Source organism: Intrasporangium oryzae NRRL B-24470, assembly GCF_000576595.1.
Classification (GTDB): Bacteria; Actinomycetota; Actinomycetes; order Actinomycetales; family Dermatophilaceae; genus Intrasporangium_C; species Intrasporangium_C oryzae.
Genome location: NZ_AWSA01000014.1, coordinates 63,614 through 87,590, shown reverse-complemented (window position 1 = coordinate 87,590; position 23,977 = coordinate 63,614). Strand labels below are relative to the sequence as shown.

General features: G+C 72.1%; 22 protein-coding genes and 1 riboswitch. Of the genes, 6 read left to right on the top strand and 16 right to left on the bottom strand.

Annotation, left to right across the window (positions count from 1 at the left end):
* Positions 1-2: 2 nt before the first annotated feature.
* The 3 genes from N865_RS08455 to N865_RS08445 are packed head-to-tail and all read right to left on the bottom strand — an operon-like array spanning position 3 to position 3,759.
* Positions 3-2,174 carry a beta-glucosidase gene (locus tag N865_RS08455; protein ID WP_211244879.1) on the bottom strand — a complete coding sequence of 724 codons (2,172 nt, stop codon included), beginning with the start codon at positions 2,172-2,174 and terminating at the stop codon, positions 3-5.
* A 48-nt stretch (positions 2,175-2,222) separates the two neighbouring features.
* Complete coding sequence (locus N865_RS08450) at positions 2,223-3,269, bottom strand: mechanosensitive ion channel family protein (RefSeq protein ID WP_051510357.1); 1,047 nt, start codon at positions 3,267-3,269, stop codon at positions 2,223-2,225.
* 13 nt (positions 3,270-3,282) lie between these two features.
* Positions 3,283-3,759: a DUF6069 family protein gene (locus N865_RS08445; protein ID WP_051510356.1), complete on the bottom strand. Its 477-nt coding sequence runs from the start codon at positions 3,757-3,759 to the stop codon at positions 3,283-3,285.
* A 291-nt stretch (positions 3,760-4,050) separates the two neighbouring features.
* Here N865_RS08445 and N865_RS08440 point away from each other — a divergent pair, with 291 nt between their 5' ends.
* The 3 genes from N865_RS08440 (at position 4,051) to N865_RS08430 (ending at position 8,216) form a co-directional block, all read left to right on the top strand.
* Entirely contained in the window at positions 4,051-5,826 is a 1,776-nt protein-coding gene (locus N865_RS08440; protein WP_034804050.1) for a lipase family protein, read from the top strand.
* A 199-nt stretch (positions 5,827-6,025) separates the two neighbouring features.
* Positions 6,026-6,215, top strand: a riboswitch (cyclic di-AMP (ydaO/yuaA leader).
* On the top strand, positions 6,216-7,097 hold the full coding sequence (locus tag N865_RS08435) for a CHAP domain-containing protein (RefSeq protein WP_034804047.1): 882 nt from the start codon (positions 6,216-6,218) through the stop codon (positions 7,095-7,097).
* A 117-nt stretch (positions 7,098-7,214) separates the two neighbouring features.
* Positions 7,215-8,216, top strand: coding sequence for a DUF389 domain-containing protein (locus N865_RS08430; protein ID WP_034804044.1), 1,002 nt, complete (start codon positions 7,215-7,217; stop codon positions 8,214-8,216).
* A gap of 39 nt (positions 8,217-8,255) precedes the next feature.
* On the opposite strand, the gene N865_RS08425 is transcribed toward N865_RS08430, so the two are convergent.
* Together N865_RS08425 and N865_RS08420 are read right to left on the bottom strand one after the other, a co-directional pair.
* Complete coding sequence (locus N865_RS08425; RefSeq protein WP_034804042.1) at positions 8,256-9,047, bottom strand: potassium channel family protein; 792 nt, start codon at positions 9,045-9,047, stop codon at positions 8,256-8,258.
* 198 nt (positions 9,048-9,245) lie between these two features.
* On the bottom strand, positions 9,246-10,400 hold the full coding sequence (locus N865_RS08420; RefSeq protein WP_034804026.1) for a threonine aldolase family protein: 1,155 nt from the start codon (positions 10,398-10,400) through the stop codon (positions 9,246-9,248).
* A gap of 147 nt (positions 10,401-10,547) precedes the next feature.
* Between N865_RS08420 and N865_RS08415 the strand changes: the two genes are divergently transcribed.
* Positions 10,548-11,261, top strand: coding sequence for an ANTAR domain-containing protein (locus tag N865_RS08415; protein ID WP_034804022.1), 714 nt, complete (start codon positions 10,548-10,550; stop codon positions 11,259-11,261).
* Between the two features lie 171 nt (positions 11,262-11,432).
* Here N865_RS08415 and N865_RS21690 read toward each other — a convergent pair whose 3' ends face one another.
* From N865_RS21690 to N865_RS08400, 3 genes are all read right to left on the bottom strand, one after another.
* Entirely contained in the window at positions 11,433-12,287 is an 855-nt protein-coding gene (locus N865_RS21690) for a DUF4190 domain-containing protein (protein ID WP_169735722.1), read from the bottom strand.
* 259 nt (positions 12,288-12,546) lie between these two features.
* Complete coding sequence (locus N865_RS08405; protein ID WP_034804020.1) at positions 12,547-13,446, bottom strand: HAAS signaling domain-containing protein; 900 nt, start codon at positions 13,444-13,446, stop codon at positions 12,547-12,549.
* A gap of 18 nt (positions 13,447-13,464) precedes the next feature.
* Positions 13,465-13,797 carry a PadR family transcriptional regulator gene (locus N865_RS08400; protein WP_034804019.1) on the bottom strand — a complete coding sequence of 111 codons (333 nt, stop codon included), beginning with the start codon at positions 13,795-13,797 and terminating at the stop codon, positions 13,465-13,467.
* 173 nt (positions 13,798-13,970) lie between these two features.
* Between N865_RS08400 and N865_RS08395 the strand changes: the two genes are divergently transcribed.
* Positions 13,971-14,252 (top strand): DUF427 domain-containing protein, encoded by a 282-nt coding sequence (locus N865_RS08395; protein WP_034804011.1) that lies wholly within the window; start codon positions 13,971-13,973, stop codon positions 14,250-14,252.
* A gap of 97 nt (positions 14,253-14,349) precedes the next feature.
* On the opposite strand, the gene N865_RS08390 is transcribed toward N865_RS08395, so the two are convergent.
* The 8 genes from N865_RS08390 to N865_RS08355 form a co-directional block, all read right to left on the bottom strand.
* Positions 14,350-15,294 carry a MurR/RpiR family transcriptional regulator gene (locus tag N865_RS08390; RefSeq protein ID WP_084328068.1) on the bottom strand — a complete coding sequence of 315 codons (945 nt, stop codon included), beginning with the start codon at positions 15,292-15,294 and terminating at the stop codon, positions 14,350-14,352.
* An 83-nt stretch (positions 15,295-15,377) separates the two neighbouring features.
* On the bottom strand, positions 15,378-16,676 hold the full coding sequence (locus tag N865_RS08385) for a cyanophycinase (RefSeq protein WP_051510354.1): 1,299 nt from the start codon (positions 16,674-16,676) through the stop codon (positions 15,378-15,380).
* A gap of 197 nt (positions 16,677-16,873) precedes the next feature.
* The gene (locus tag N865_RS08380; protein ID WP_034804009.1) at positions 16,874-18,067 is read right to left on the bottom strand and encodes a M20 family metallopeptidase; all 1,194 of its coding nucleotides are present in this window, start codon (positions 18,065-18,067) and stop codon (positions 16,874-16,876) included.
* A 4-nt stretch (positions 18,068-18,071) separates the two neighbouring features.
* Positions 18,072-18,824 carry an amino acid ABC transporter ATP-binding protein gene (locus N865_RS08375; protein WP_034804134.1) on the bottom strand — a complete coding sequence of 251 codons (753 nt, stop codon included), beginning with the start codon at positions 18,822-18,824 and terminating at the stop codon, positions 18,072-18,074.
* Between the two features lie 74 nt (positions 18,825-18,898).
* Positions 18,899-19,864 (bottom strand): amino acid ABC transporter permease, encoded by a 966-nt coding sequence (locus N865_RS08370; protein WP_245603708.1) that lies wholly within the window; start codon positions 19,862-19,864, stop codon positions 18,899-18,901.
* A gap of 1 nt (position 19,865) precedes the next feature.
* Positions 19,866-20,825 carry an ABC transporter substrate-binding protein gene (locus N865_RS08365; RefSeq protein WP_034804007.1) on the bottom strand — a complete coding sequence of 320 codons (960 nt, stop codon included), beginning with the start codon at positions 20,823-20,825 and terminating at the stop codon, positions 19,866-19,868.
* A 152-nt stretch (positions 20,826-20,977) separates the two neighbouring features.
* Positions 20,978-22,294: a hypothetical protein gene (locus N865_RS08360; protein WP_157557619.1), complete on the bottom strand. Its 1,317-nt coding sequence runs from the start codon at positions 22,292-22,294 to the stop codon at positions 20,978-20,980.
* A complete protein-coding gene (locus N865_RS08355; protein ID WP_211244878.1) occupies positions 22,291-23,097 on the bottom strand; it encodes a helix-turn-helix transcriptional regulator in 807 nt (268 codons plus the stop codon). The genes N865_RS08360 and N865_RS08355 overlap by 4 nt, the downstream gene beginning before the upstream one ends.
* A gap of 70 nt (positions 23,098-23,167) precedes the next feature.
* Between N865_RS08355 and N865_RS08350 the strand changes: the two genes are divergently transcribed.
* Positions 23,168-23,974: a DUF2249 domain-containing protein gene (locus tag N865_RS08350; protein ID WP_034804003.1), complete on the top strand. Its 807-nt coding sequence runs from the start codon at positions 23,168-23,170 to the stop codon at positions 23,972-23,974.
* Positions 23,975-23,977: the final 3 nt, after the last annotated feature.

Sequence of the window (23,977 nt, the reverse complement as noted above, 5' to 3'; positions counted from 1 at the left end):
GGTCACCGACCGAACCCGCGCGAGTGGAGTGGCGCCTCCGCCTCGAGGATGTGGTCACCCGCGGATCTCGACACCGCGACGCGGTAGAGGCCGCCCTCGATGCGCCAGTGCCCGTCCTGACCGGTCGTCCCCTCGTAGCGCGCGAGGAGGCGCGGGTCGGCCTCGAAGTCGATCCGCCGCGACTCGCCCGGGTCGAGCTCGACCCGGGCGAAGTCGAGCAGCCGGAGGCGGTCGGTGCTCGGGCCCTCGACGAGGTAGAGCTGCGGCACGTCGGCGCCGCGGCGGTCGCCCGTGTTGGTCACGGTCACGGACGCCGTGACCGTGTCACCGCCCGCCACCTCGAGCCCGCTGTAGTCGAAGGTCGTGTAGCTGAGCCCGTGCCCGAAGGGGAAGAGCGGCTCGTGACCGTGGTGCGCGAACCAGCGGTAGCCGACGTTGGCCCCCTCGTCGTAGTGGATCTCGACGGGGGTGCCCCACGGAGTGCCGAGGCCGGGCAGCTCGGGACGCGGCGTCTGGTCGAGGCTCGCGGGGAAGGTGACGGGCAGCCGGCCGGACGGGTTGACGGCGCCGGTCAGGACGTCGGCGATGGCCCGACCGCCGAGCTGGCCCGGGTACCAGGCCTGGACGATCGCCCGGACCTGGTCGCGCCACGGCATCGTCACCGGGTTGCCGGTCTCGAGGACGACGACGGTGTTGGGATTGGCGGCGGCCACCGCGTCGATGACGGCGTCCTGTCCCCACGGGAGCGACAGGTCGGCCAGGTCGAAGCCCTCGCCCTCGAGGCGGATCCCGAACACGATGACGAGGTCGGAGCGCCTGGCCATGAGGGCGGCCTCCGCCGGGCTCATCCCCGGGTCGAACTCGATGTGGGCGTGCGGCAGGGCCGATCGAAGCTCGGCGAGCGGGGAGGACGGGAAGAGGTAGAGGTTGCGGCCGACGCCCATGATGCCCGGCCCGCCGATCTTGATGACCGCGGCGAAGCCACCGGGTGGGGTGACCGCGCTCGACCCCGTCCCCGTCGGGACACCGGTCTGCGCGTAGCCTCCGATGACGGCGATCCGTATGCCGTCCTGCTGGGCGAGCGGGAGGATGCCGTCGTTCGCGAGGACGACGATCCCCTCGCGCGCCGTGTCGAGCGCGACCTGCGCATGAGCATCGAGGTCGACGGTCACCGTCTGCGCAGGGTCGCCGGCCCACGTGTCGATCCCGACGGCATACATCGACCGCAGGATGCGACGGACCATGTCGGACAGACGCGCCCGCGGGAGGCGGCCGTCGGCGACCGCTGCCGGGAGGTTCTCCGGGAAGGGCTGGTGCTGCCACATCATCGAGTCCATCTGGGCGCCCGACTCCTGGTCGAGCCCGGCGAGGGCGAACTCCCAGTCGGGGGTGGCGCCCCAGTCGGACATCACCCAGCCGGGGTAGCCCCAGGCCCCCTTGAGGACATCCTCGATGAGGACGCGGTTGCCGCCGGCGTAGTCGCCGTTGATCTTGTTGTAGCCCGTCATCACCGCGCCCGGCTGCGAGCGCTCGATGGCGATCTCGAAGGCGAGCAGGTCCGACTCGCGGTGTGCGGCCGGGTCGATGACGGCGTCGAGCCAGTGCCGGTTGGTCTCGTTGCAGTTGAGCGAGAAGTGCTTGATCGTCGAGATGACCCCCTCGCCCTGGATGCCGTTGATCGACTCGGCGGCGAGGACCGCACTGAGCAAGGGGTCCTCGGAGAGGTACTCGAAGTTGCGCCCGTTGCGGGGGTCTCGGGCCAGGTTGATGCCCCCCGCCAGCTGGACGGTGAACCCCCGGCTGCGCGCCTCGCGGCCAAGCATCCGCCCCGCGGTGCGGGCCAGCTCGCGGTCGAAGCTCGCACCGAGGGCGATCCCGGCCGGGAGTGCCGTCGCGGTGTCGCCCGGGCGGTAGCCGGGGTTCGTGACGCCGAGGCTCGCATCGCTCATGAGCAGGGCCGGGACGCCGAGCCGTGGGACGCCCGGCGTGTAGCCGGCACTCATCGGGACGTCGGGAGGGATCCGGGGGTCGCGGTTCGGGCTCATGGGGTTGGCGCCCATGACACTGGTGAGCAGCGCCAGCCGTTCGTCGTCGGTCATCTGCTCCTCGACGCGGCGGGCCCGGTCATCGGGCGACTCTGCCGATGCTGTCGATTCGTCTGCGGTGCCAGCCATGTGAGCCTCCTGGTCGGGGATGCGCGCCCACGGGAGCGCGTTCGTGGGTCACTTCGGTTGCGGGGTGGTCTCCTGCTGGATGAGCCGGTAGTGGCCGTGCGGCATCGAGCCGGGTCGACCCTGGAGGTAGGCGAGCAGGCCCTCGCGCACCTCCCAGACGAGGAACGCGACCGTGTCGCTCCGGGTCGCGCTGACGAGGCAGCGGAGCACGACATGGGTGTCGGTGGTGTCCTGGACGACCAGCCGGGCCTGACGTCCGTCCCAGTACTCCGAGGCGGAGACGATGCGCTCGAGCTCGGCGCGGGCCGCTGGGACGTCGACGGTCCAGTCGGCGGTGACGTCGACCTCGCCGACGATCTGCGCCCCTGCGTGGGTCCAGTTGCGGAAGGGCGTCGTCGTGAAGTACGTCGACGGCAGGATGAGCGTCGTGCCGTTCCAGACCCGGACCGCCACGTAGGTCAGGGTGATCGTCTCGATCGTGCCCCACTCCCCGTCGATGACGACGACGTCACCGACCCGGATCGCGTCGGTGAAGGCGATCTGCATCCCGGCGAAGACGTTGCCGAGGGTCGTCTGGGCGGCGAGGCCGGCGACGATCCCGAGCACCCCGGCCGACGCGAAGAGGCTGACGCCGAGCTCGCGGACGATCGGGAAGGTCCAGAGGATCGCCCCAAGCGCAACGAGAACGATGAGCGAGACGACGATGCGACGGATGAGGGTGATCTGCGTGCGAACGTGACGGGCCCTCAGGTCCTCCAGGTCCTCGGGGAACTTCGCCAGCGCCGCTCGTTCCACCGTCATCGCCACGACGACGGCGAGCCAGGCGATGGCCGCAGTGAGGCCGAGGTCGAGGACCGCGGCGATCCCGCCGGCCCACGCCCGGTCGAGCGCCCGGTTGTAGAGGACCATCGCGGCAAGGACGCAGATCGTGATCGTCGGCGCCCGGCCGGCCCGGCCGTCGGTCACCGTGACGCCGAGCCGGCGCAGGAGCCACCGGAGCAGGGCCGACAGGCCCACACCGACGAGTGCAGCGACGGCGGCCACCACGACCGCCGTCCCTGCGATGCGCCACGCCCCCGCGCCCTCCTCGAGCATGCCCTGCCGCTCCTCAGGGCTGCTGCCAGGTCCGCTCGGCGTCGACGACGGTCCGCGACAGCACGGCCGTGAGCAGGGAGGCGATGGCGAGGCCGATCACGAGGTTGATGACCGACGCGGCGATCTTGCTCGCCATCGTCCCGCTCTGCGCGAACGGGAGGACCATGGCCGCCGCCGTGAGCAGTCCGATGATCCAGCCGAAGAAGGCCCTCGGCTTGGGCGTCGTCACGGACAGCAGATGGGCGAGCCCGGTGGCGGCCAGCGCGGCGGCGAAGGCGGTGGCGGCGTAGTTGAACGCGAAGGAGTCGGTGAGATCGAGCCAGAGCGCGGGCTTGGTGAGCTTGATGTCGAGGACGCCCTGGCAGACGAGCACGCCCAGCCCTCCCACCAGGCCCGCGACGAGGGCGGTGGCGAGGCCGCCCGACCAGAGCCTGCCGGCGTCGACGACCACCGTGGATCGTGGGCGGCCGGTGTGTGGATCGATCGTCATGGAACCCCCATCGGATCGGGCGTCCGGCCGGCGGCTCGTGCCACCGCCCGTGGACCCCCCACCCGACCCCCGGGAGGGGAACCGCGACGCTGCTGCCAGCGTACGGCCGGGAGCGCGCCGGCGGAAGGAAGGCGCAACCAGCGCCAACCCGACGCCAACCCGACGCCAACCGCCAAAGCGACGTCAACCCGGCATCAACCCGGCGTCAACGGATCGTGGGGGCAGGGTGACGGCCTGGGGACGACGGAGCAGCCGTCGACACGCATCCTGCCTGGTCCTACGCTGATTGACATGCGCGGGCGCCAGCTCACCCAAACGCAGGCAAGCGCTCGGAGACGCCTCCCCCGATGGCTCTCCGGCCTCCTCGGCCTGCTGTGCATCCTCGTCGGGGCGTTTCTCGTCCTCAAGCCGTTCTCGTCGTTGGCGATGCTCGTCCTCGTCATCGTCGTCGGCCTGGTCCTGACCGGTCTCGGCGAGCTGAGCGACGACGATCCTCCGGGTGGCCGACGGCTCGCCGTGGCGCGCGGCGTCGTCTATCTCCTCGCCGCCGTCGTGGTCCTCGTCTGGCCCGGCGCCACGATCCGGGTGCTGTCGGTCGTCGTCGGGATCGCCCTCGTCGTCGGTGGCGTGCTCGACGTCGTCGGTGCGCGCCGCCTGAGCGGCACCACACGGTGGAACGCCCTCGTCAGCGGGATCGCCTCGGTCGTCTTCGGCCTGCTCGCCCTTGCGTGGCCCGACGTCACGACGCTCGTCATCGCGGTCGTCTTCGGGGCCAAGGTCGTCATCCTCGGCGTGCGACTGCTCGTCGACGCCGTCCGACGCACCCGGAAGGGAGACCTCGAGGCCGCGCTCGCTCACGACGAGTCTCCCAAGGGGGGCTGGTGGCGGCTGCTCGGCAGTGTCGGCGCACTTGCCGCCGCACTCGTGCTCATCCTCGTCAGCCTCACCTTCCAGCGTGGAGTGCCCACGGCCGACGCGTTCTACGACGCTCCGCAGTCGGTGCCGGCGCAGCCCGGCAAGCTGCTGAAGTCCGAGCCGTTCACGCGCAAGATCCCTGACGGCGCCATGACCTGGCGGATCCTCTACACGACGACCCGCGACGAGGGACAGCCCGCCGTGGCCAGCGCCCTGGTCGTGGCCCCCAAAGCTGCGGCCACGACCCCGAGCCCGGTCATCGCCTGGGCGCACGGCACGACGGGTGCCGTGCCCGGCTGCGCGCCGACCGTCCTCGACGACCCGTTCGAGACCGGCGCGATGTTCATCGAGGACAAGGTCATCCAGAAGGGCTGGGTCATGGTCGCGACCGACTACGTCGGCCTCGGGACCGAGGGACCACACCCGTATCTCATCGGCCAGGGCGAGGGCCGTTCGGTTCTCGACGCGATGCGGGCCGCACGCCAGCTCTCCGGGGTCAGGCTGACCGACCAGAACGTCGTCTGGGGGCATTCCCAGGGTGGCGGAGCCGCCCTCTGGACGGGGGTCCTCGCCCCGACCTACGCCCCGGAGCTGAAGATCGCCGGCGTCGCGGCCCTCGCCCCGGCGAGCAACCTCATAGGCCTCGTCGAGAACCTCCACAACGTCAAGGGCGGGTCCCTCTTCGCGGCCTACGTCATCGACGCCTACAGCCGGATCTATCCCGACGTGCGGTTCGACGACTACGTGAGGCCCGGCGCCCGGACGGTCATCCGCGAGATGGCCACGCGGTGCCTCTCCGAGCCGGGCGTCATGGTCTCGGTCATCTCGTCGCTGCTCGTCGGTCCGCAGATCTGGTCGCAGGACCCAGGGACGGGTCCGCTCGGCAAGCGACTCCAAGACAACACCCCGCCGGCCAAGATCCAGGCCCCCCTGCTGCTCGGTCAGGGGGCGGCGGACTCCCTCGTCGTGCCGACCGCCCAGGCTGCCTACGTGAAGTCGCTGTGCGCGGCCGGGCAGCAGGTCGACTACCGGACGTATGCCGGACGCGACCACGTGCCGCTCGTCCAGGCCGACTCCCCCCTCGCCCCCGAGCTCCTGGACTGGACCGACCAGCGTCTCGCCGGGGCCGCGCCGAAGAACACCTGCCCCTGAGTCGCGACTCGAGGGTCTGCGGGCCCGTTCGGACGTGACCCTCGCCACCTTTTTGCCGGACCAAATCGGTCCATTAGGCGGCGAAACACCCCTCGGTCGTTACCTGAGCGTGACTTCCACCTGACCATTCATTTACTGTTCTACGGTCCGGCGCCCCCGTCGGATGCTCGTGAGGCAGACGCCTAGTCCTGCCACTGCCTCACCGGGCCAGCTCAACCCGCATGGCAGGAGCGGGGGAACCACTTTCCTCCGGGCGTCTCCGGACGCCCTTGGGGTGAAGCCTCCGGCTCGAGTCGCGACAACCGTCGCGACAGAGAGAGCCGAAGGCCGGGCACGCATCTCCTGCCCGAACCCGACAGCTAACTTCGCAGGCGCCGGAGAGGTACATCGTGAACATTGACAAGCGTCCCGGCCGCCATCGCGCGCCCGGAAGGCACCACCCGCTCACCGAGCTCAGGTCCATCGCCCGCGAGTCGGCTCAGCCGGCCATGAAGGGCGCCGCCATCGTCGCCGCCGCTGGTGGCCTCGTCGCCACCGTCGCCCAGCCGGCGAGTGCCGAGACTCGGGTCCCCGCTGTGGCCGCCCCGGCCACCGCCCCAGCCGTTGTCGGCCCCGCTGTCGCAGCGGTCCCGTCCGCGGCATCCGCCCTCACCTCGATCGGTCTCGCCGCGGCCACGACCGCGCCGAGGGTCGCCACGGTCCCGACCGTCGTCATCGAGGACATCGAGGTCAAGGAGGCCCGTGCCAAGGCTGCCGCCGAGGCCAAGGCGAAGGCGGCCGCGGCTGCGAAGGCCAGGGCCGCTGCCGCAGCGAAGGCCCGTGCCGCCGCTGCGGCCCGCGCGTCGCGCAGCACGACCCGGACCGCCATCGCGACGAAGTCGACCTCCAACTCCTACACCCCCCGGGCCTCGTCGGGCTCGCGCTCGTCCTTCAACTGGGCCACTCCGGGCCAGTGCACGTGGGGCGCGCTCAACAAGTGGCACCAGTCCGAGGGCTACTACCCCGGCGGCTGGACCGGCAACGCCATGGCCTGGGCCTGGGGCGCGCGGAGCGCCGGCTACACCGTGAGCAGCACGCCGCGCACGCGCTCGATCCTCGTCATGCAGCCGGGTGTCCACGGCTCGTCGAGCGTCGGCCACGTCGCGTGGGTGACTCGTGTCAGCGGCAACCAGGTGACGATCATCGAGATGAACGCCCTCGCCGGCCCGTACAACTACAACACCCGCACGCTGACCCAGACCAGCGGCATGCAGTACATCTACGCCCCGTGACCGATGTCCCGGTGAGCTGAGGCGCACGACGGCGGGGAGGGTGCTCGACACCCTCCCCGCCGTTGCCGTATCCGCAGCCTTCGAGACAGCAGCCTCAGGCGCCGCGATACTCGGCTCATGGCTCACGCCCTGCGCAACCGGATCCTGCCCGCCAACCAGCGCAGGACGCTCGACGAGCTGACTGCGGACCTTGACCTGACCGTCGGGGACACCACAGCGAAGCGGTCGGCCTTCTGGACGATGCTCGTCCTCGCCGGGGTCATCGCGACAGCCGGCGTGCTGGCCGACTCGACGGCCACCGTCATCGGCGCCATGATCATCGCGCCGTTGTCGACGCCGATCATGGGCATGGCGCTCGGCCTGGTGAAGCGCGAGCGTCTGGGCGGCCTGCGCTTCGTCGTCCTCGGGGCCCTGCTCGTCATCGCGATCGGGGCGCTCTTCTCCCTCGCCATCCCGGGCACGACGACCTTGCTCGACAACAGCCAGATCGCCGGGCGGACCTCGCCCAGGACGATCGACCTCGTCGCTGCGCTCGCGACCGGGCTCGCCGGCGCGGTGGCCCTGGCTCGACGCGACGTCGGCGCGGTGCTGCCCGGCGTCGCGATCTCGATCTCCCTCGTACCGCCGCTCGGGGTCGTCGGTGTCTGCCTCGGCGAGGGAGAGCCGGGCTTGGCGCTCGGAGCGTTCATCCTCTTCCTGTCCAACCTGCTCGCGCTCGTCTTCGCCGGGATGTTCGTCTTCACGACACTCGGCTACACGGCCGAGGCCCGGGAGCGCGCAGGACGGCCACGAGCCGCATACGCGACGCTCGCCATCATGGTGGTCCTCGTCCTCGTGCCACTCGTGGCCAACTCGCTCGTCAGCTACGGGACGACGGTCATCAGGAGCGAGGTCCGGATGGCGGCGCAGAAGTGGCTGTCGGGCACCTCCGGGGCCGAGCTGACAGGCGTGGACGTCGTGTCGACGACGATCCTGGTCCGCCTCTCCACCCCGGGTGAGCTCCCCTCCGTGTCAACGCTCCTCGGCTCGCTCGACGGCAAGGTTCCGGGCAGCTTCCCCATCGTCATCGAGAAGTCGCTCGGCGAGCGCATCGAGGTCGGGACCGTTGCCGGCCGCTGAGCCCACCGCTCCGCTCCCTGACGGCGTCGCGGATCGTTCTCAGACCTGGTCTCGGCCGCGGCCGACGTCAGGATCTGCCTCTCGGCCCGACGCAGCGGCGTCACCCGTCCCGCCGTCGTCGCGCTCGAACCGCAGGCTCCGCCGGTCGGGCAGGGACGCCGCGAAGAGCGAGACGATCATCGCGACGAAGGTGACGAGATAGACCTGTCCGACGACCGCCTCCGACATCGTGGCCAAGCGGCCGAGGTCGGTGACCGGGACGTTGTCGCCGTAGCCGAGGGTCGAGATCGTCTGGAGGCTGATGTACATGTAGATCGTCGTCGAGACCGGTGCCCCGAAGAAGGGCTCGGTCGACAGCGCGTCGATCGCCTGGAAGAGGAACGCGTAGGCGACGGCGATCTGGAGGTAGGCCGTGACCGCGCCCAGGACGGTGGCGATGGTGATCTCGCGGTGGCGGACGAGACGACGAGCGACGATGACCGGCAGGGCCGCAGCCGCGAAGAGCCAGAGCAGTCCGGGGCCGAGGTTGACGGAACCCGGCGTGATCACCGGAGGGGCCGCCAGCAGCGCCCAGACGATGTTGGCGGCGAGCACGAGCAGGACGTAGACGTAGGTCACTCGACGCCACCGTCGAGACACGCCGGAGGCCCCGAGCGCGACCAGAAGGGCGGCTCCGCTCAGCGCGTGGGTGATCAAGGACCCGAAGGCCGACCCGGTCGTGTCGATGAGCGAGAGGCCGATGATCGACGCGAGCACGAGAAGAAGGGCCGCTCCGAACCGGTCGAGGTAGGAGCCCTCCCGGACCCCCTTGCCGATCGCCCGCAGGGCCATGGACCCGCCTCCTGTCGCTGCCGCCCGCCCGGACCGGCTCACCGGGGCCGGCGCCGATTCCGTCGCCGACACCGCCACTGTGCCACTGTGCCACTCGCCCACCCGCGCATGTGGGACAACGCGTGACCTCGCGCCGGCGCAACCAGCCGTGGACGGTCGGCCCGACGGCGCCACCGATCCGCGGCGGTCGGGGCGAGCTCAGTCGACGAACACGCGGACGAAGGTGGCGACGGCCTCGTCGAGGTCCCACTCCATCGTCGAGTGCCCGACCTGGAACTCCGCCCGCGCCCAGCCGGGCACGTCGGCCGACCGCCAGGTGGGCGTGAGGGCGACGTGCTCTCGCTCCATCGCGACGACCATGCGCTCGTTGAGGTCCTCTGCGTCGCGCGCGACGTACACCCGGAAGGCGTTCGTGTGCGGTGTCGCCGGATGGACACGTATGCCGCGGGCGGCGAGCCGCTCGGACAGCTCGACAGCGCGGGCGTGGAAGCCGGCCATCCGGGGAAGCTCGGCGTCGAGCCCGCGAAGGGCGGCGACGGCATACGGCATGAGGCTGAAGAGGGTGCCGCCCATCCGCGAACGCCAGGTGCGGGCCTGCGCCAGCTGCTCCTCGGGGCCGACGAGCGCCGCACCGGCGAGGCCGGCGAGGCCCTTGTAGAAGGAGACGTAGACGCTGTCGGCGAGCGCGGCGATCTCGGCGAGCGGGTGGCCGAGGTGCGGCTGCGACTCCCAGAGCCGCGCGCCGTCGAGGTGGAGCGGCACTCCCCGAGCGCGACATCCCTCCGAGAAGACGACGAGCTCGTCCCAGGTCGGCAGGAGGAAACCCCCGTCGCGGAGCGGCAGCTCGAGGAGCGCAGCCCCGAGAGGTCCGGGGATCGCATCGAGGTCGGCGACCTGCGGCACCCGAGGACCGTCCGTCAGCAGCTCGAACTCGAACCCGTGGATCAGGCGTGGCCCGTCGGCCTCGTGGTGGAGCAGGTGCGACAGGCCCGGGAGGGCCACCCTGCGGGACCCGCGCTCGTCGCACCAGACGCGGAGCATCGACTGCTGGGCCATGATCCCGCTCGGGAAGAAGACGGCCGAGGGCTTGCCGAGGAGCTCGGCGAGACGACGCTCGAGCTCCTCCACCGGGCCGCGGCCGCCGTAGCGGTCCCACTCGCCGGCGTCGCCGAGGCCCGCAACGATGTCCGCGAGGTCGCGCAGCTCCTCCTCCGGCGTCCGCGGCATACGGCCACCGAGCCACCGGGTCACGCCGCGGAGCGCGACCCGCGCCCGCTCCTCGAGCGTGGGGGCGCCCGGCGCCCCCGGGTCCGTCTCGGGCTGGGTGGGTCGGGTCGCGGCGGTGTCGCTCATGGTCGCCATCCTGCCGTGGCGCTCCCTGCCCGGGCACCCGCTTTGTCCCGATCGTTCCGGCCCGGCGTCCGACCAGTCCGATGACACCGCGCCCCGAGCGACAGGCGACGATGATGGCGGCGAGGGCCGCCGGGGTACCCACGTGGCATGAAGCCGATCGCTCAGACGGACGAAGCCCTGCGGCAGCTCTCCCGATACGGCGACGACCGCCTCGCCACCGACCTTGCCGAGGTCGTGCGCCGGGCCGTCGAGAAGGTGCCCGACCTCGTCGGATTCAGCCTGGGCCTGGTGCAGGAAGGCATCGTGCTCACCTACGTGTTGACGGCCGGCGAGCTCTCGGCCCTCGACGGGGTGCAGGACCTCGGCGGTGGCCCCGGCGTCGACGCCGCCGCGAGCGTCGATGCCGACGCCGCCGCGAGCGTCGACGACGCCGACGACGCGGGCCTGCTCGACGAGGGGAGATGGCTCACGCTCGCCCAGTCGGGGTCCGCCCTGGGGGTGCTCAGCACCTTGTCCCTGCCGCTCCTGGAGCACGGCGCGGTGACGGTCGGGATCAGCCTGTACGGGGCCGGCTCCGACACGTTCGTCGGCCGCGAGGAGGAGCTCGCGCGGCTCTTCGGGGCCTGGCCTCCCGGCGCGACATCCAACGCCGACCTGTCGTTCAGCACGCGACTCGAGGCGGCCCGGGCCCCGTCGCGGCTCGAGGACCTCGCGACGATCGACCTCGCCGTCCGAGTGCTCTGCGCGGCGCACGGCGTCAGCCCATCGCTCGCGCGGGCCCACCTCGAGGAGGCGGCCGCGGACGCCGGCGTCGACCTCGTTGCGCTCGCCATCGCCGTCGTCCACCACGGCAAGGGGTGACGGACCACCGCCCGTTCGCCTCAGCGGATCCGGGATGGCGCGGGGTCCCGCTCACCCAGCCCGTATGCCGCTGGGCGGGCCCACGTGAGCCGGCCCAGCGGCATACGGGCTGGGTGGGGAGCCGTCAGGCGTCGGGACAGGGGGCCCCGGCCGGCTCGCCCGACGACGGCGCTACCTGAGGACCGAGCTCGACAGCTTGCCCGCCGTCGCGGACACGATGCAGACGACGCTCCGGTTGGTCCGCCAGTCGAAGTCGGTCGCCGGGTAGAGATAGAGGAGGTCGAGCTTCTCGATCTCCTCTTCGACGATGAGGTCGGAGACGGTGTTGCCACACGTCTTGTCGGCCAGTTCGGCCGCCCGGTCCTCTCCGGGGAAGGCGCCCGAGGGAAGACTCACCGTCGTGACGATCTGCGCCTCGTGCGGCGTGGTGCAGGGCCGGGCCGTGACCAGGTCGAGCGCGGCGCTGTCGCTCTGGGGGATCCCGTCGAAGCAGTCGCCGTCGCGGAGGGTGTCGATGCCGACCTGGCGGACGGCCGTCACCGAGCCGGCGGCGTCCCGGGTGGGGCCGCCGACGTCGATGATCACCCCGGCGATGACGAAGCCCCAGAACAGGGTCGCGAGCAAGCCGAGGACGATCCCGGCGATCGCGAGTCCGCGCCCCTTCTGCGTCCGGGTCCGGAGCTGGTTGAGCGCGATGATCCCGAAGACGAGTGCGAGGACCGCGGTGATCGGGAAGAACCCGGCGAGCCCGCAGCAGAGGGCCGCGATGGCGAGCCCGTTGGTGCCCTGGTGGTTGCCGCCACCGAGCGGCAGAACAGGAGGCGGCGCCGTGATCGGGCCGGGATTCGGGCCGGCGGCGGTATACGGGAGGCCGACGGGGGCGGACCAGTCCGCCGCAGTCAGGGGCTCGGACGGCGGGGCGGCCTGGGGAACCGGAGAGGTCACCGGCGTGGTCACCGAGGCGGGCCCGGGGACGGGCTCGGTGGTGGAGTCGGCCGTGTGGCTGACCGGTGGCTGCTCGTTCACAGGCCGGAGCATCGCACACGGATGCCCGATGTGCGCGCTGTGGGATCGGACCGGTCAGGACCTGGTCCGACGCATCGATCAACGCGCAGATCAACTCGCAGATCACCTCGCATCCGGTGCTGCCAGGACAACACCAGACGCCAGATGATCCGCAGGCTGATCGGCGACACCCGAGGATCGCGATCAGCCTGCGGATCATCGTGCAGGTGGGATCGTCAGGTCCGCCCCCGTCGGCAATCGGGCAGGGGCGGCGGGTGCGTCACGACGCTTTTGTGGTCGCAGCCTGGGTCGTCGCACTCGGCACCGGCGTCGTCGCGCCAGAGCCGCCGACCGAAGCCATCGCCGAGGGGGTCGCCGAGGAGCTCGGCGCCTCAGCCGGTCCGGGCGCGTCGGGGAGCGGCGCGATCGTCGCCGGAGGGATGTAGACGTTGGTGTTCGCTCCCTGGGGCGGGAGGGGGTGGCCGTCCTGGTCGAAGACGCGAGCGTTCGGGACGGGTCGGCCCTGGGCGTCGTAGACGAAGTATCCCGTGACCGGGAAGCCGTCGTAGGCCAGTCCGGGCGTCGGGGGCGAGTAGACCACCTCGCCGCTCGACCAGTCGGGTCCGGAGTGGGTGAGCTCGGAGGGAACGACGACGAGCAGGGTCACGAGGACCGTCACGACGTTGAGGGTGGTCGCGAGCCTCCGCCTCGGACCGGTCCACGCCCGACCGGCCCGACCGAGCCAGAAGGAGATCGCGGCTCCCGCGAACCACATCAGCCAACTGTGGGGATCGCGGCCGAGGAGGCCCGCGACGGCCCAGGCCCCGATGATGCCGCGGAACACCCACCACACCGGCACGAGGTCGGCGAGCCAGGCCCACCGGCGCACCCGGTCGTCCCAGCGGTCCCGCAGGCGACGCACCAGATCCCCGATTCCCGTCGACGCCGACGCCACCACGCGCGGGGGCAGGCCTGCGGCGGAACGCAGCTCGGCGGCATACGCCTCGGGGGTGCCGAGACGGTCGCGGACTCGCCCGCCCGACTCCGCGACGAGCTCCGCGAGGTCGGCCTCCATGCCCTGGGTCAGCTCGTCGACGTCGTCGGCGGGGAGGTCGCCGAGGGCGACACGGACCCGCGCGACGTACCCCCGCACGTCGTCGCGGGGGGTGGAGGCGATCAAGGTGGGTGTCGGTGTCGTTCATGGTGTGACTCCTGCCGTGTCCAGCAGGCCACCCATGGCCTGCGCGAATGCCTTCCAGGTCTTGCCCTGCAGGTCGAGCATCGCCCGGCCCTGCCTGTTGATCCCGTAGTACTTGCGGTGCGGGCCCTCCTCGGAGGCGACGACGTAGGAGGTCAACGCCCCCGCGGAGTAGAGGCGACGGAGCGTGCCGTAGACGGAGGCGTCACCCACGTCGGCGAGCCCGGCAGCACGGAGCCGCCGGACGATGTCGTAGCCGTAGCCGTCCTCCTCGGCGACCACGGCGAGCACCGCCAGGTCGAGCACTCCCTTGACGAGCTGGGTGGAGTCCACGGTCCCGTCCTCTCTCGTGCCGTTGTCGTGGATTGCGGATTACCGTGATCTGCACGGTACTACGCGGTCCGTAGTAGTGGGTGCGACACGACGAAGCAGTTTCGCGAGCGCTGGAAGGTTTTGAGCGGCCCGGCGGTTGTTGGTTGAAATGGTCCGAAGCTGAAGGAGATGCAGTGCGCGCCATCTGGAACGGCAAGGTCATCGCGGAGAGCTCCGACACGGTCGTCGTCGAGGGCAACCACTACTTCCCGCTCGAGGCGGTGGACCCGAGCGTCCTCCAGCCGTCCGACACCCACTCGACGTGCCCGTGGAAGGGCATCGCGTCGTACTTCTCGATCAACGTCAACGGGCAGACGAACACCGACGCGGCCTGGTTCTACCCCGAGCCGAAGAGCGCCGCCTCCCAGATCGAGGGCCGGGTCGCGTTCTGGCGCGGCGTCACCGTCACCGACTGACCCGCCCGAAGCGCAGCCGGCCAGCCCGACTGGCCTGACGGGCCTGACGGTCCGTCTCCGGCCGCAGCCCGATCGGGCCCGGCGACGCGACGGGTCGTCAGTAGAGCTCGAGCTCTCCCGCGACCTGCTCGACGCGGCCCATCCGTGCGTGCGCATCCTCGCCGAGCCGCGAGACCACTCCGGCGAGGACGGTCTCGACGACGGCGAGCGAGGGAGCCATCGCGTCGTACGGCGAGGGCGAACCGATGTCGGCCGCGAGGACGACCTCGGCCTCCGAGGCGATCGGCGAGAGGAAGACGTCCGTGAAGAGCAGGACGCTCGCATGGCGGCTCCGCGCGAACCGCGCGAGCTGCAGCGCCTCGGGTTCGTAGCGGCGGAAGTCGAAGACGACGATGACGTCGCGGGCACCCAGGTCCGCCAGGACCGCCGCTCGGGACGACACGGTGTCGGGAAGCATGCGCACGTCGGAGCGGAGCTGCTCGAGGTGCTGGCAGAGGAAGCGCGCGAGCAGACCGCTGAAGCGGCCGCCGCTGAGGTGGATCCGGCGGTGGCTGCTCGAGAGGAGCTCGATGGCGCGCGCGAGGTCGTGCGGCGCGATCGTGCCGAAGGTCCGTGCCATCGAGTCGGCGGCAACGCGGGCCGCGTGCTCGAGCAGCGCGTCGGCGTCGGACCCGCCGGCCCCGGCCCGGGCGGCCGCGGACGCGTCGTAGAGCGAGAGGGGCGAGGCGTTGCGCGCGTCGAGGTCGTCGCGCAGGGCCTGCTGGAAGTCGGGGTAGCCGGCATACCCGAGCCGGTTGACGAAGCGGATCACCGTCGGGCCGCTCACACCCGCCCGGACGGCGAGCCGGGCGACCGTCTCGAAGCCCGCCGACGGGTACGCGGCAAGGAGGACCCGGGCCACCTTGCGCTCGGACGGGCTGCACTCGCCGAGGCGACGACGGATCGTGTCGGCGAGCCCCTGGCCGCCCGCCGGCGCGGCCGTACCGTCGTCGCTGTCGCCGGTGAGGTGCCGGGCACCGGGGGCGACGGGGTGTGGCGTCACAGGGGCTCCCTTCGGGCGGTCCCGCGCGGCGCGTCGTCACGCCGCGCGGGAGCGTGGTGTCTCAGTGTGCGTCCTCGGGCGCCTCAGGAGGCGTGGATCCCGAGCACGAGTCCCGAGAAGGCGACTGCCGTGCTTCCGTCGCGCGTCCGCGCGCTCGTGTCCGCGGCCCGCGTCAGCGTGACGGTGAACTGCGGGTCGTGCTCGAGCGTGGTGCCGCTCGCGCTCGACTGCGTCGTGGCCACGATGTCGCGGGCGAGTCCGATGAGCTCGTAGCCCGGGGACGTGCCGCGGAGCGACGAGAAGACGTCGTCCGTCTCGACCGCGACGGGGCGGTCGACCGGCGAGAGGTATGCCGTGTCGCCGGCTGCCGTCGTCCGGTCGTGTCGCGGGTCGTAGCGGTCACCACGGGTCAGCCACGTCCAGCGGACCCCGTCGATGGCCCAGCGGCCGGCGGCGTCGGTGCTCGTCCGGGCGGCGGCGAGGTCGAGGACCGAGATGCCGCGCTGGCCGATGACGGACAGCTCCTCGCTCGCCGTGCCGGCGTGGTCGACGACGAGGGCCGTGTTGGGGTCGAGCCCGAAGACGCGACGGTTGCCGGTGTCCGCCGCGAGACGGATGGCTCGACCCTCGCGCCCGTAGGCCGTGAAGTGTGTGTCGAGCAGGCCGGAGCGGAAGAAGCCGAAGCCGCCCTCGGGAAGGTAGCCGAGTTTCGTCGCGTCGTCGAAGTAGCCGGGTGTGGCACCGGCGACGAGGCCCTCCCAGCTCTCCCCGCCGGTGACCATGTCGGCACCCGCCTGGATCTGGGCGCCCGCCGAGGTCCCGGCGACGACGGCGCCGCCCTCGAACGCGGCGCGGATCGCGGCGAGCACCTTCGAGTCCCGCTGCTTCGGGCCGCGCTGGAGGACCTGGACGAGGCGGTACTGGTCGCCGCCGCCGAAGAAGAAGCCGGTCATGGAGCGAACCTTCGCCGCGAGCGCCGGGTCGTCGGCCGCGGCGATGTGGTCGAGATCGACGGGGATGTACTCGGCGTCGCCCGCACCGTACTTCTCGAGCAGGTCCGAGTAGAACGCGCCGTTGAACTCGGAGTTGGACTCCCACTTCGTGCCGACGTCGGGATCCTGCGACTTCGGCACCGAGGCCGCGGTGATGACGCCGATGTGCGCCGTGGCGCCACCGGCCCGGCGGACGATCTCGCCGTAGATCTCCGTGTTGCTGTCGGAGAGGCTGCCGCCGACGAGGACGAGCTGGCCGCCGCCGACCGGTGCGGTCGCACGGGGGGCCGGGGCGGCGGCGTGCGCGGCCGGGGCTGCGACGGCCGCGACGAGGACGGCCGCCGTGGCGGTGGTGAGGAGTCGGCCGAGCCGACGCGTGAGGTGGTGCATCGATCCTCCTGGTGAGGGGTGGGCGCAGTGCGGTGGGCAAGCGGTGATGCGGGTGGTGCCTCGTGCGATGGGTCAGGACGTGCAGCGTTGGTGCGGCGGTGCAACGGTTCAGGCAGTGCAGCGGTTCAGGCGGTGCAGCGGTTCAGGCGGTGCAGCGGTTCAGGCAGTGCAGCGGTGCAGGTGATGCAGCGGGTGGATCAGTTCGTGGGGCCGGCGCCGAGTCGCGCGATGAGGCCGGCGAGGAGCGCGATCCGGGGTGCGACGCTCGAGAGGTCGAGCCACTCGGACTCGCTGTGGTCGTCGCCGCCGATCGGCCCCAGCCCGTCGAGGGTCGGGCAGCCCGCGGCGGCGACGATGTTCGCGTCGGACACCCCGCCGGTGACGGCCGCCCGGACGTCGATCCCGAGCGGAGAGCCCACCTCGCGGGCGAGGGCGACGAGCCGCCCGGTCGCCTCGGTCCACTCGAGGGGCGGGCAGGCGTCCCGGACGTCGAGGCGCAGGCGCGTCCCGGCTGTCCCCGGAGTCGAGATCCGCGTCCGGGCGGCCTCGATGACCTGCTCGATGTCATCGAGGTGAGCACCGCGAACCTCCGCGACGACCGTGGCCTCACTGGCGACGACGTTGGGCCGAGTGCCCGCGCGGACGACGCCCACGTTGACGGTCAGGCCCGGACGGGTCCGGTCGAGCTCGGCGAGCGCGAGAACGACGCGGGCCGCCTCGACCGCCGCGCTCGCACCCCGGTCGGGCTCGACGCCCGAGTGGGCGGCCTGTCCCGAGACCGTGACGTGGAGGTCCGCGACCCCCTTCCGCGCGCCGACGAGGTCGCCGTTCTCGCGGGCGCACTCGAGGCAGAGGGCGACATCGCACTCGGCCGCGAGCTCCCGGAGCAGGGCGGCGCTCCCTGGGGCGCCGATCTCCTCGTCGGGCGTCAGGACGACGACGAGCTCGCCGAAGGCGTCCCCACCGAGCGCGTCGAGCGCGTCGACGGCATAGAGGCCGGCGAGCAGGCCGCCCTTGTCGTCGCTGACGCCGGGACCGAGCGCGCGCGTGCCCTCGACCCGGAAGGGGCGCGCCGCCGCGGTGCCATCGGCGAAGACGGTGTCGAGGTGCGCGAAGACCATGACGCGCGAGCCCCCTGAGCCCGCGCGTCGGCCCACGACCACGTGACCGAGCAGCTCGCCACCGCGGTCGTATGCCGGGTGGCGGGCGACGTCGAACCCCGCCCCGCGCAGGCGGTCGGCCGCCCACGAGCCCACCCGGTCGACGCCGGCGGCGTTGCGGCTGCCTGAGTCGATGGAGACGAGGTGCGCGAGGTCGCGCACGAAGTCGGCCTGCCGGTCGCGGGCATGGAGGAGCAGGGCCGACGGGTCGGCCGTGGTGTGGAGACTCATGCGTTCAGAGGACCTTGGAGAGGAAGGCGCGGGTGCGCTCGTGGCGGGGATCGACGAGCACCTGATCGGGCGCGCCGGACTCGACGATGACGCCCCCGTCCATGAAGGCGACGAGGTCGGCGACCTCACGGGCGAAGCCGATCTCGTGCGTGACGACGACCATCGTCATCCCGTCGGCCGCGAGGTCCCGCATGGCATCGAGGACGTCACCGACGAGCTCGGGGTCGAGCGCCGACGTCGGCTCGTCGAAGAGCATGAGCTTCGGGCGCATCGCGAGGGCGCGGGCGATCGCGACGCGCTGCTGCTGGCCGCCGGAGAGGGCGCTCGGGTAGGCCTTGGCCTTGTCGGCGAGGCCGACCCGCTCGAGCAGGGCCCGTGCGTGCTCCTCGGCGTCGCGCCTCGACTCCCGGCGCACCTGGGTCGGTGCCTCGACGATGTTCTCGAGGGCCGTCATGTGGGGGAAGAGGTTGAACCGCTGGAAGACCATGCCGATCTCGGTCCGGCGCGCGGCGACCTCCTTCTCGCGCAGCTCGTGGAGCCGGCCGCCGCGCTCGACGTAGCCGACCGGGTCGCCGTCGACGGTGAGCCGGCCGGAGTCGATCTTCTCGAGGTGGTTGATGCACCGCAGGAAGGTCGACTTGCCCGAGCCCGAGGGGCCGAGGAGCACGGCGACCTCGCCGCGCCCGACCTCGAGGTCGATGCCCGTGAGGACCTCGTTCTGGCCGAAGCGCTTGCAGACCTGCTCGGCCCGGACCATCGGGAGACCCGACCCCGCGGCGTCCGCGCCGGCGTCGGGACCCGGCTGGACGGCATACGTCGTGCTGGTGGTGGTCATGCGATGGGCTCCTTGGGCTGACGGCTCGCCACGAGACGGGCGAAGGCCCCCTGACGGGCCCCGGCGACGCCACGGCCGTAGCGGGCCTCGAGCCAGGACTGCGGGACGGAGAGCAGCGTGGTGAGGGCGAGGTACCAGATGCTCGCGACGACGAGCAGCGGGATGACCTTGAAGTTCTGCGCGTACGCGGCCTGGATGTTGGACATGAGGTCGTGGCCCGAGATGACCGACACGAGCGCGGTCGTCTTGAGCATGGTGATCGTCTCGTTGCCCATCGGCGGGATGATGACGCGCATCGCCTGCGGGAGGACGATCCGGCGCATCGTGCGCCCCGGCGTCATGCCGAGGCTGTGGGCCGCCTCCGTCTGGCCGGCGTCGACCGACTGGATGCCCGCGCGGATGATCTCCGACGCGTAGGCCATCTCGTTGAGGCCGAGCGCGAGGAGGGCCGCGACCGTGGCCGGCACGAGGTCGCTCGTCGAGCCCTCGAAGAAGACGACGTCGGTGAAGGGGATCCCGATCGTCGTCGTCGGGTAGAACGCGCCGAGGAAGCCCCAGAAGATGAGCTGGACGAGGACGGGCGTGCCGCGGAACACCCAGACGAACGCGCCCGACACGACGCGCAGCACCGGGTTCGGGGAGAGGCGCATCACCGCGACGACGACTCCCCCGACGAGACCGACGGCCATCGCAGCCGCCGTCAGCCAGATCGTCGTCCAGAGGCCCGAGAGGACGAGGTCGGACAGGAGGTAGTGCCAGACGGTCGGCCAGTCGAGGTTCTCGTTCTTGGCGAGGCTGACGACGACCGACAGGGTGACGACGCCGACGAGGGCCCCGGCGACCCAGCGACCCGGATGGCGGACGGGGACCGCTTCGAGGACCGGCGCGCCCGGCTGGCCCGGGACGGCGGCCGGGCCGCCGTCCCGGGTCTCCGAGGTGGACTCTGACAGGTGCACGGACACGTCAGCTGGTCGCGGCGTTGATGGTCGCCTTGTCGATGGCGATGCCCTCGACGCCGTACGTGGCGAGGATCTTGGTGTAGGAGCCGTCGTCCATCAGCGACTGGAGCGCGAGCTGGATCGCGGTCGCCAGCTCCTTGTCCTTGTTGGCGACGCCGATGCCGTTGGGCGTGGACTGGTAGCCCGTCGGGGCCGCGGGGTCGTTGACGACCTCGAAGGCGTTGCCGTTGTCGGTCGTCTTGGCCGAGTAGCCGGCCGCGGGCTTCGTGGCGAGGGCGGCGACGACCTTGCCGGCCTTGATCGCGAGCTGCGCGTCGGAGTCCTTCGGGAACTGCTGGATCTGGATCTCGCCCTTGCCGCCCGCGGTGCACTCCTTCTGCCACGCGGTGGCGAGGTCGAGCTGGTTCGTCGCGGCCTGGACGGCGACCTTCTTCCCGCAGAGGTCCGTGTAGGTCGTGATCTTCTCCGGGTTGCCCTTCGCGACGAGGACGCCGGTGCCCGACGCGGAGTAGTCGACGAAGGTGAGCGCGGCCTGGCGCTCCTTCTTGTCGGTCATGGCGGAGATGACGGCGTCGAACTTGCCGGCCTGGACGGCCGGGATGATGCCGTCGAACTTCTGCGGCGTGAACACGAACTTCACGCCGAGCTTGGCGCCGATCGCCTGGCCGAGGTCGTGGTCGACGCCGGTGATGTCCTGCGAGCCCTCGCTGACGAACATCTCGAAGGGGGCGTAGGGGACGTCGGTCGCGACGCGCACGGTGCCGGCGTCGAGGAACTTCTGCGGGACGGCCTTGCGGGCGGCCCCGTCGACCGAGATCGCGATCCCGGCGACGGTGACCGGAGCGGCGGCCGAGGCGCCCTTCGAGGGCGTGGTCTCTTCTGCGGAGGTGGGGCCCCCACAGCCGGACAGGAGCACGGCTCCAGCGGCGAGGGCAGCAAGGACGGAGATGGGGCGTGCAGTCACGGCGGTGATCCTTCGGTCGCGTGGAGTGATTCGCTGCGCTGCGAATCGGCCGTTGCGCACGTTACAGATCGTGCCGCGTCGCGTCTAGATGTAACACTCGTGACGTATCAAACCGTGACACCACCCGACCACACGGGAGTCGCCGTCAGGAGTCACCCTTCGCGGCGCGCCCGCTCGGGCACCTCCCGCTTGGGCACCTCCCGCTCGGACAGAGCCGCCCCGCGCGAGGCGCGGTCGGCCCTCGCCCGGACCGAGACGCGGACCGCGGAGACCATGAGGGGCAGGAAGGACCCGAGGCCGACGAGCACGAGGGCACCTCCCACGGTCCGGACCGGCTCCGGCCACGGGAGCAGGGCGAGCGGGAGGCCGACGTTCGTCAGGGCGAGCCGGAGCAGGCCACCGCGCTCGATCGCGCGCGTCGTCGCCCGGACGACGTGCGGACCACCGCGGAGGGCGACCGGCATGAGATACGAGAGCGCCCCGACGAGGAGCTGTGCACCGAAGCCCACCGCGAGCGCCGGGCTGGCAGCTGACAGGAGGTCCTCGGCCTTCTCCCACGTCGGCGAGGTGAGCAGGGCGATCGTGAGCAGGACGATCACCGCGACGAGCCACACGAGGCCGGAGAGGACCGAGCGGGTGGCGAAGGATCGTGGCGGCCGCTGCCGGGCGGCCGCGACGAACGGCACGGCGAGCATCGCCAGGCCGGCCAGGTAGACCACGAGCCCGAGCGCGGCGACCGTGAGCCACCCGACCAACGCCGCCGTCACCGTGATGACGAGCCCCCCGACGACGACAGGAAGAGCCCGGGCGGCGGCGCGCTCTGCGCCGCCGGGGATCCGGGTGCGCAGCATCGTCGGCCAGAACGTCAGGAGCGTCCCGAGGACGGTCAGCCCGAGCCAGCCGAACACGTTGACCGTGACGTGCGCGACGACGAGGTTGGGCGCAGAGTCCTCCTCGATCCGCGCCAGGATGGTCCCGAAGGTTGCTCCCAGGGGGAGCATCAGCGCGGCACACACGTAGTAGCGGACCGTCACGGCGAAGCGCGCAGGCAGGGCCGCTCGCAGCTGCCGGAAGAGCGCGGCGCCGTGCCAGGCGGCCGCGGCGGCCACCGAGGTGGCGCCGACGAGGGTGAGCGGCCACCACTCCGCGAGAACCCCGACGAGGACGCAGAGCACGCCGGCGTTGAGCAGCACCAGGCGGGATGACCGGGCCCGGAGGTCCCCCTGGCTGTGGGGCGTGTGCAGGAGCGCGTCGGCGAAGTGCGCGCTCCACACGAGGACGGAGTGGCTGACCGCACCGAGCAGGAGCAGGTGGATGAGCAGCCACGTCGGCGCGTGGAGAACGGGACGGGCCAGCGCGACGAGGCCCGTGGCGACGAGCCAGACGACCGCGGGCGCGTCACGCAGCACTCGTGAACCGGACGACCCGCGGGAGGGCTGCGAGCCCCGCGAGAGATCGGACGCCGTCATGACGCCGACCCCTCGAGGGACGCTGATGCCAGGCGCAGGCGGCACGCCCCGGGCTCGGAGAACGCGAGCAGCTCGGCCCCCTCGGCCGGACGCCCCCAGGTCTGGAGGGCCCCCCGGACGATGCCGAGGTGGACGCCGCAGACGACGTCCGGATAGCGCCGGGCGGCGTCGAGGAGAGGACATCGGGTCAGCCGGACGTCGCTGACCGTGGAGTCGATCTCCGGGGCGAAGCCGAGCTCGTCGAGCAGGGCGACGACGCGGCGGCGACCCTCCGGGTCGCCGCCATCGCCACCGACTCGGACGCCGCCCACGGAGTCGTCCGTCGTGCCGGCCGTCGTGCCGTCCGTCGTGTCGTCCGTCGTGCCCCCCACCAGCTCGCGGCCCCAGGCGACCCCCGCCTCGATCGCATCGGCCCGCGGGTCGGCGCTCGTCCGGTGGATCGCCGCCGCGAGCGCCGTGGCCAGACCTGCGTGCTCCATGGCGCGGCGGCCCGGCGTGGCGACGACGGCCTCGTAGAGCCAGGCCGGACGTCCGCGCCCGCTCGGTACGGCCCGGCGCCGACGCACGCGACCGTCGCCCTCGAGCCCGTCGAGGTGCTCCCGGAGCGTGTTGACGTGCAGCGCGGTCGCCTCGCCGAGCTCCGCGAGGGTCACGGGGGCGGCATACGACTCGAGGGTCTCGAGCACGGTGCGACGCGCTCCCGAGAGGAGTGGCGGCGGCGCATCGGGGACGGCGGGCAACGGCCCCCACCCCGGGGCCTCGGGTCCCGTCGAGACGTCGGGGGTGGTCCTCTTTTTTTCCACGGAACTCAGTGTAGTAAAATCGGAGCGCACCGCCAACCGACGATGTGTCGCCCTCACCCGGAGGTCACCCATGAGCCACCTGTCCATCGCCTCGACCGAGGCGGACGCCCGCGCCGCCGCCGCTGTCGAGCAGCACCATGCCGCGATGGCGGGGGCGCTCGCCGTTCGCGTCAGCGCCGTCCTGCAGTCCGCGGCCCGCGGTGAGCGTGCGGCGGTCGACGCCGCCGGGGCGCTCGTGACGTGGAGCGAGGACGAGCTCGTCCCGCACGCCCTCGCCGAGGAGTCGACGCTGTATGCCGCTGCGCGCGCCCTTCCCGAGGGTCGCCTCCTCATCGGCGGCATGGTCGCGGAGCACGCCGTGATCCTCGGCCTCGTGCGCGAGATCTCCGACGCGACGGAGCCGGTCGCGGCGGCCGCGGCGGCGCGGGCCCTGCAGGTCGTCTTCGAGGGCCACCTCGCCAAGGAGAACACGCTCGTCCTCCCACTCCTCACCGCAGACCCCTCGACCTCGGTGGCCGACCTGCTCGGGGGCCTCCACGAGCTCGTCGGTGGCACGCCCAGCGCCCACGAGGGAGAGCACCCCGAGAAGCAGGGTCACGCCGAGGAGGGCGACCACCCGTGCACGTGCGGCGCGGACGACCCGGGGGCGCTCCCCGAGCTCGACGCCCGCGTGATCCCGCACGCGATCCGCCACGCGACGATCTTCGGCGCGCTCGACAGCCTCGCCCCCGGACGCGGGCTCGTCGTCGTGGCGCCGCACGACCCGGCGCGACTGCTCGCACAGGTCGAGGCACGCGAGCCCGGCGTCTTCTCGATGGAGCGCCTGGAGCAGGGCCCCGAGACGTGGCGGGTGGCGCTCGTGCGCCGCGCCGGCTGATCC

Excerpts from the sequence above, each read along its gene's own strand:
- N865_RS08455 (WP_211244879.1), bottom strand. The coding sequence starts at position 2,174 with ATGGCTGGCACCGCAGACGAATCGACAGCATCGGCAGAGTCGCCCGAT.
- N865_RS08450 (WP_051510357.1), bottom strand. The coding sequence starts at position 3,269 with ATGCTCGAGGAGGGCGCGGGGGCGTGGCGCATCGCAGGGACGGCGGTC.
- N865_RS08445 (WP_051510356.1), bottom strand. The coding sequence starts at position 3,759 with ATGACGATCGATCCACACACCGGCCGCCCACGATCCACGGTGGTCGTC.
- N865_RS08440 (WP_034804050.1), top strand. The coding sequence starts at position 4,051 with ATGCGCGGGCGCCAGCTCACCCAAACGCAGGCAAGCGCTCGGAGACGC.
- N865_RS08430 (WP_034804044.1), top strand. The coding sequence starts at position 7,215 with ATGGCTCACGCCCTGCGCAACCGGATCCTGCCCGCCAACCAGCGCAGG.
- N865_RS08425 (WP_034804042.1), bottom strand. The coding sequence starts at position 9,047 with ATGGCCCTGCGGGCGATCGGCAAGGGGGTCCGGGAGGGCTCCTACCTC.
- N865_RS08420 (WP_034804026.1), bottom strand. The coding sequence starts at position 10,400 with ATGAGCGACACCGCCGCGACCCGACCCACCCAGCCCGAGACGGACCCG.
- N865_RS08415 (WP_034804022.1), top strand. The coding sequence starts at position 10,548 with ATGAAGCCGATCGCTCAGACGGACGAAGCCCTGCGGCAGCTCTCCCGA.
- N865_RS08385 (WP_051510354.1), bottom strand. The coding sequence starts at position 16,676 with ATGCACCACCTCACGCGTCGGCTCGGCCGACTCCTCACCACCGCCACG.
- N865_RS08380 (WP_034804009.1), bottom strand. The coding sequence starts at position 18,067 with ATGAGTCTCCACACCACGGCCGACCCGTCGGCCCTGCTCCTCCATGCC.
- N865_RS08375 (WP_034804134.1), bottom strand. The coding sequence starts at position 18,824 with ATGGTCCGGGCCGAGCAGGTCTGCAAGCGCTTCGGCCAGAACGAGGTC.
- N865_RS08360 (WP_157557619.1), bottom strand. The coding sequence starts at position 22,294 with ATGACGGCGTCCGATCTCTCGCGGGGCTCGCAGCCCTCCCGCGGGTCG.
- N865_RS08350 (WP_034804003.1), top strand. The coding sequence starts at position 23,168 with ATGAGCCACCTGTCCATCGCCTCGACCGAGGCGGACGCCCGCGCCGCC.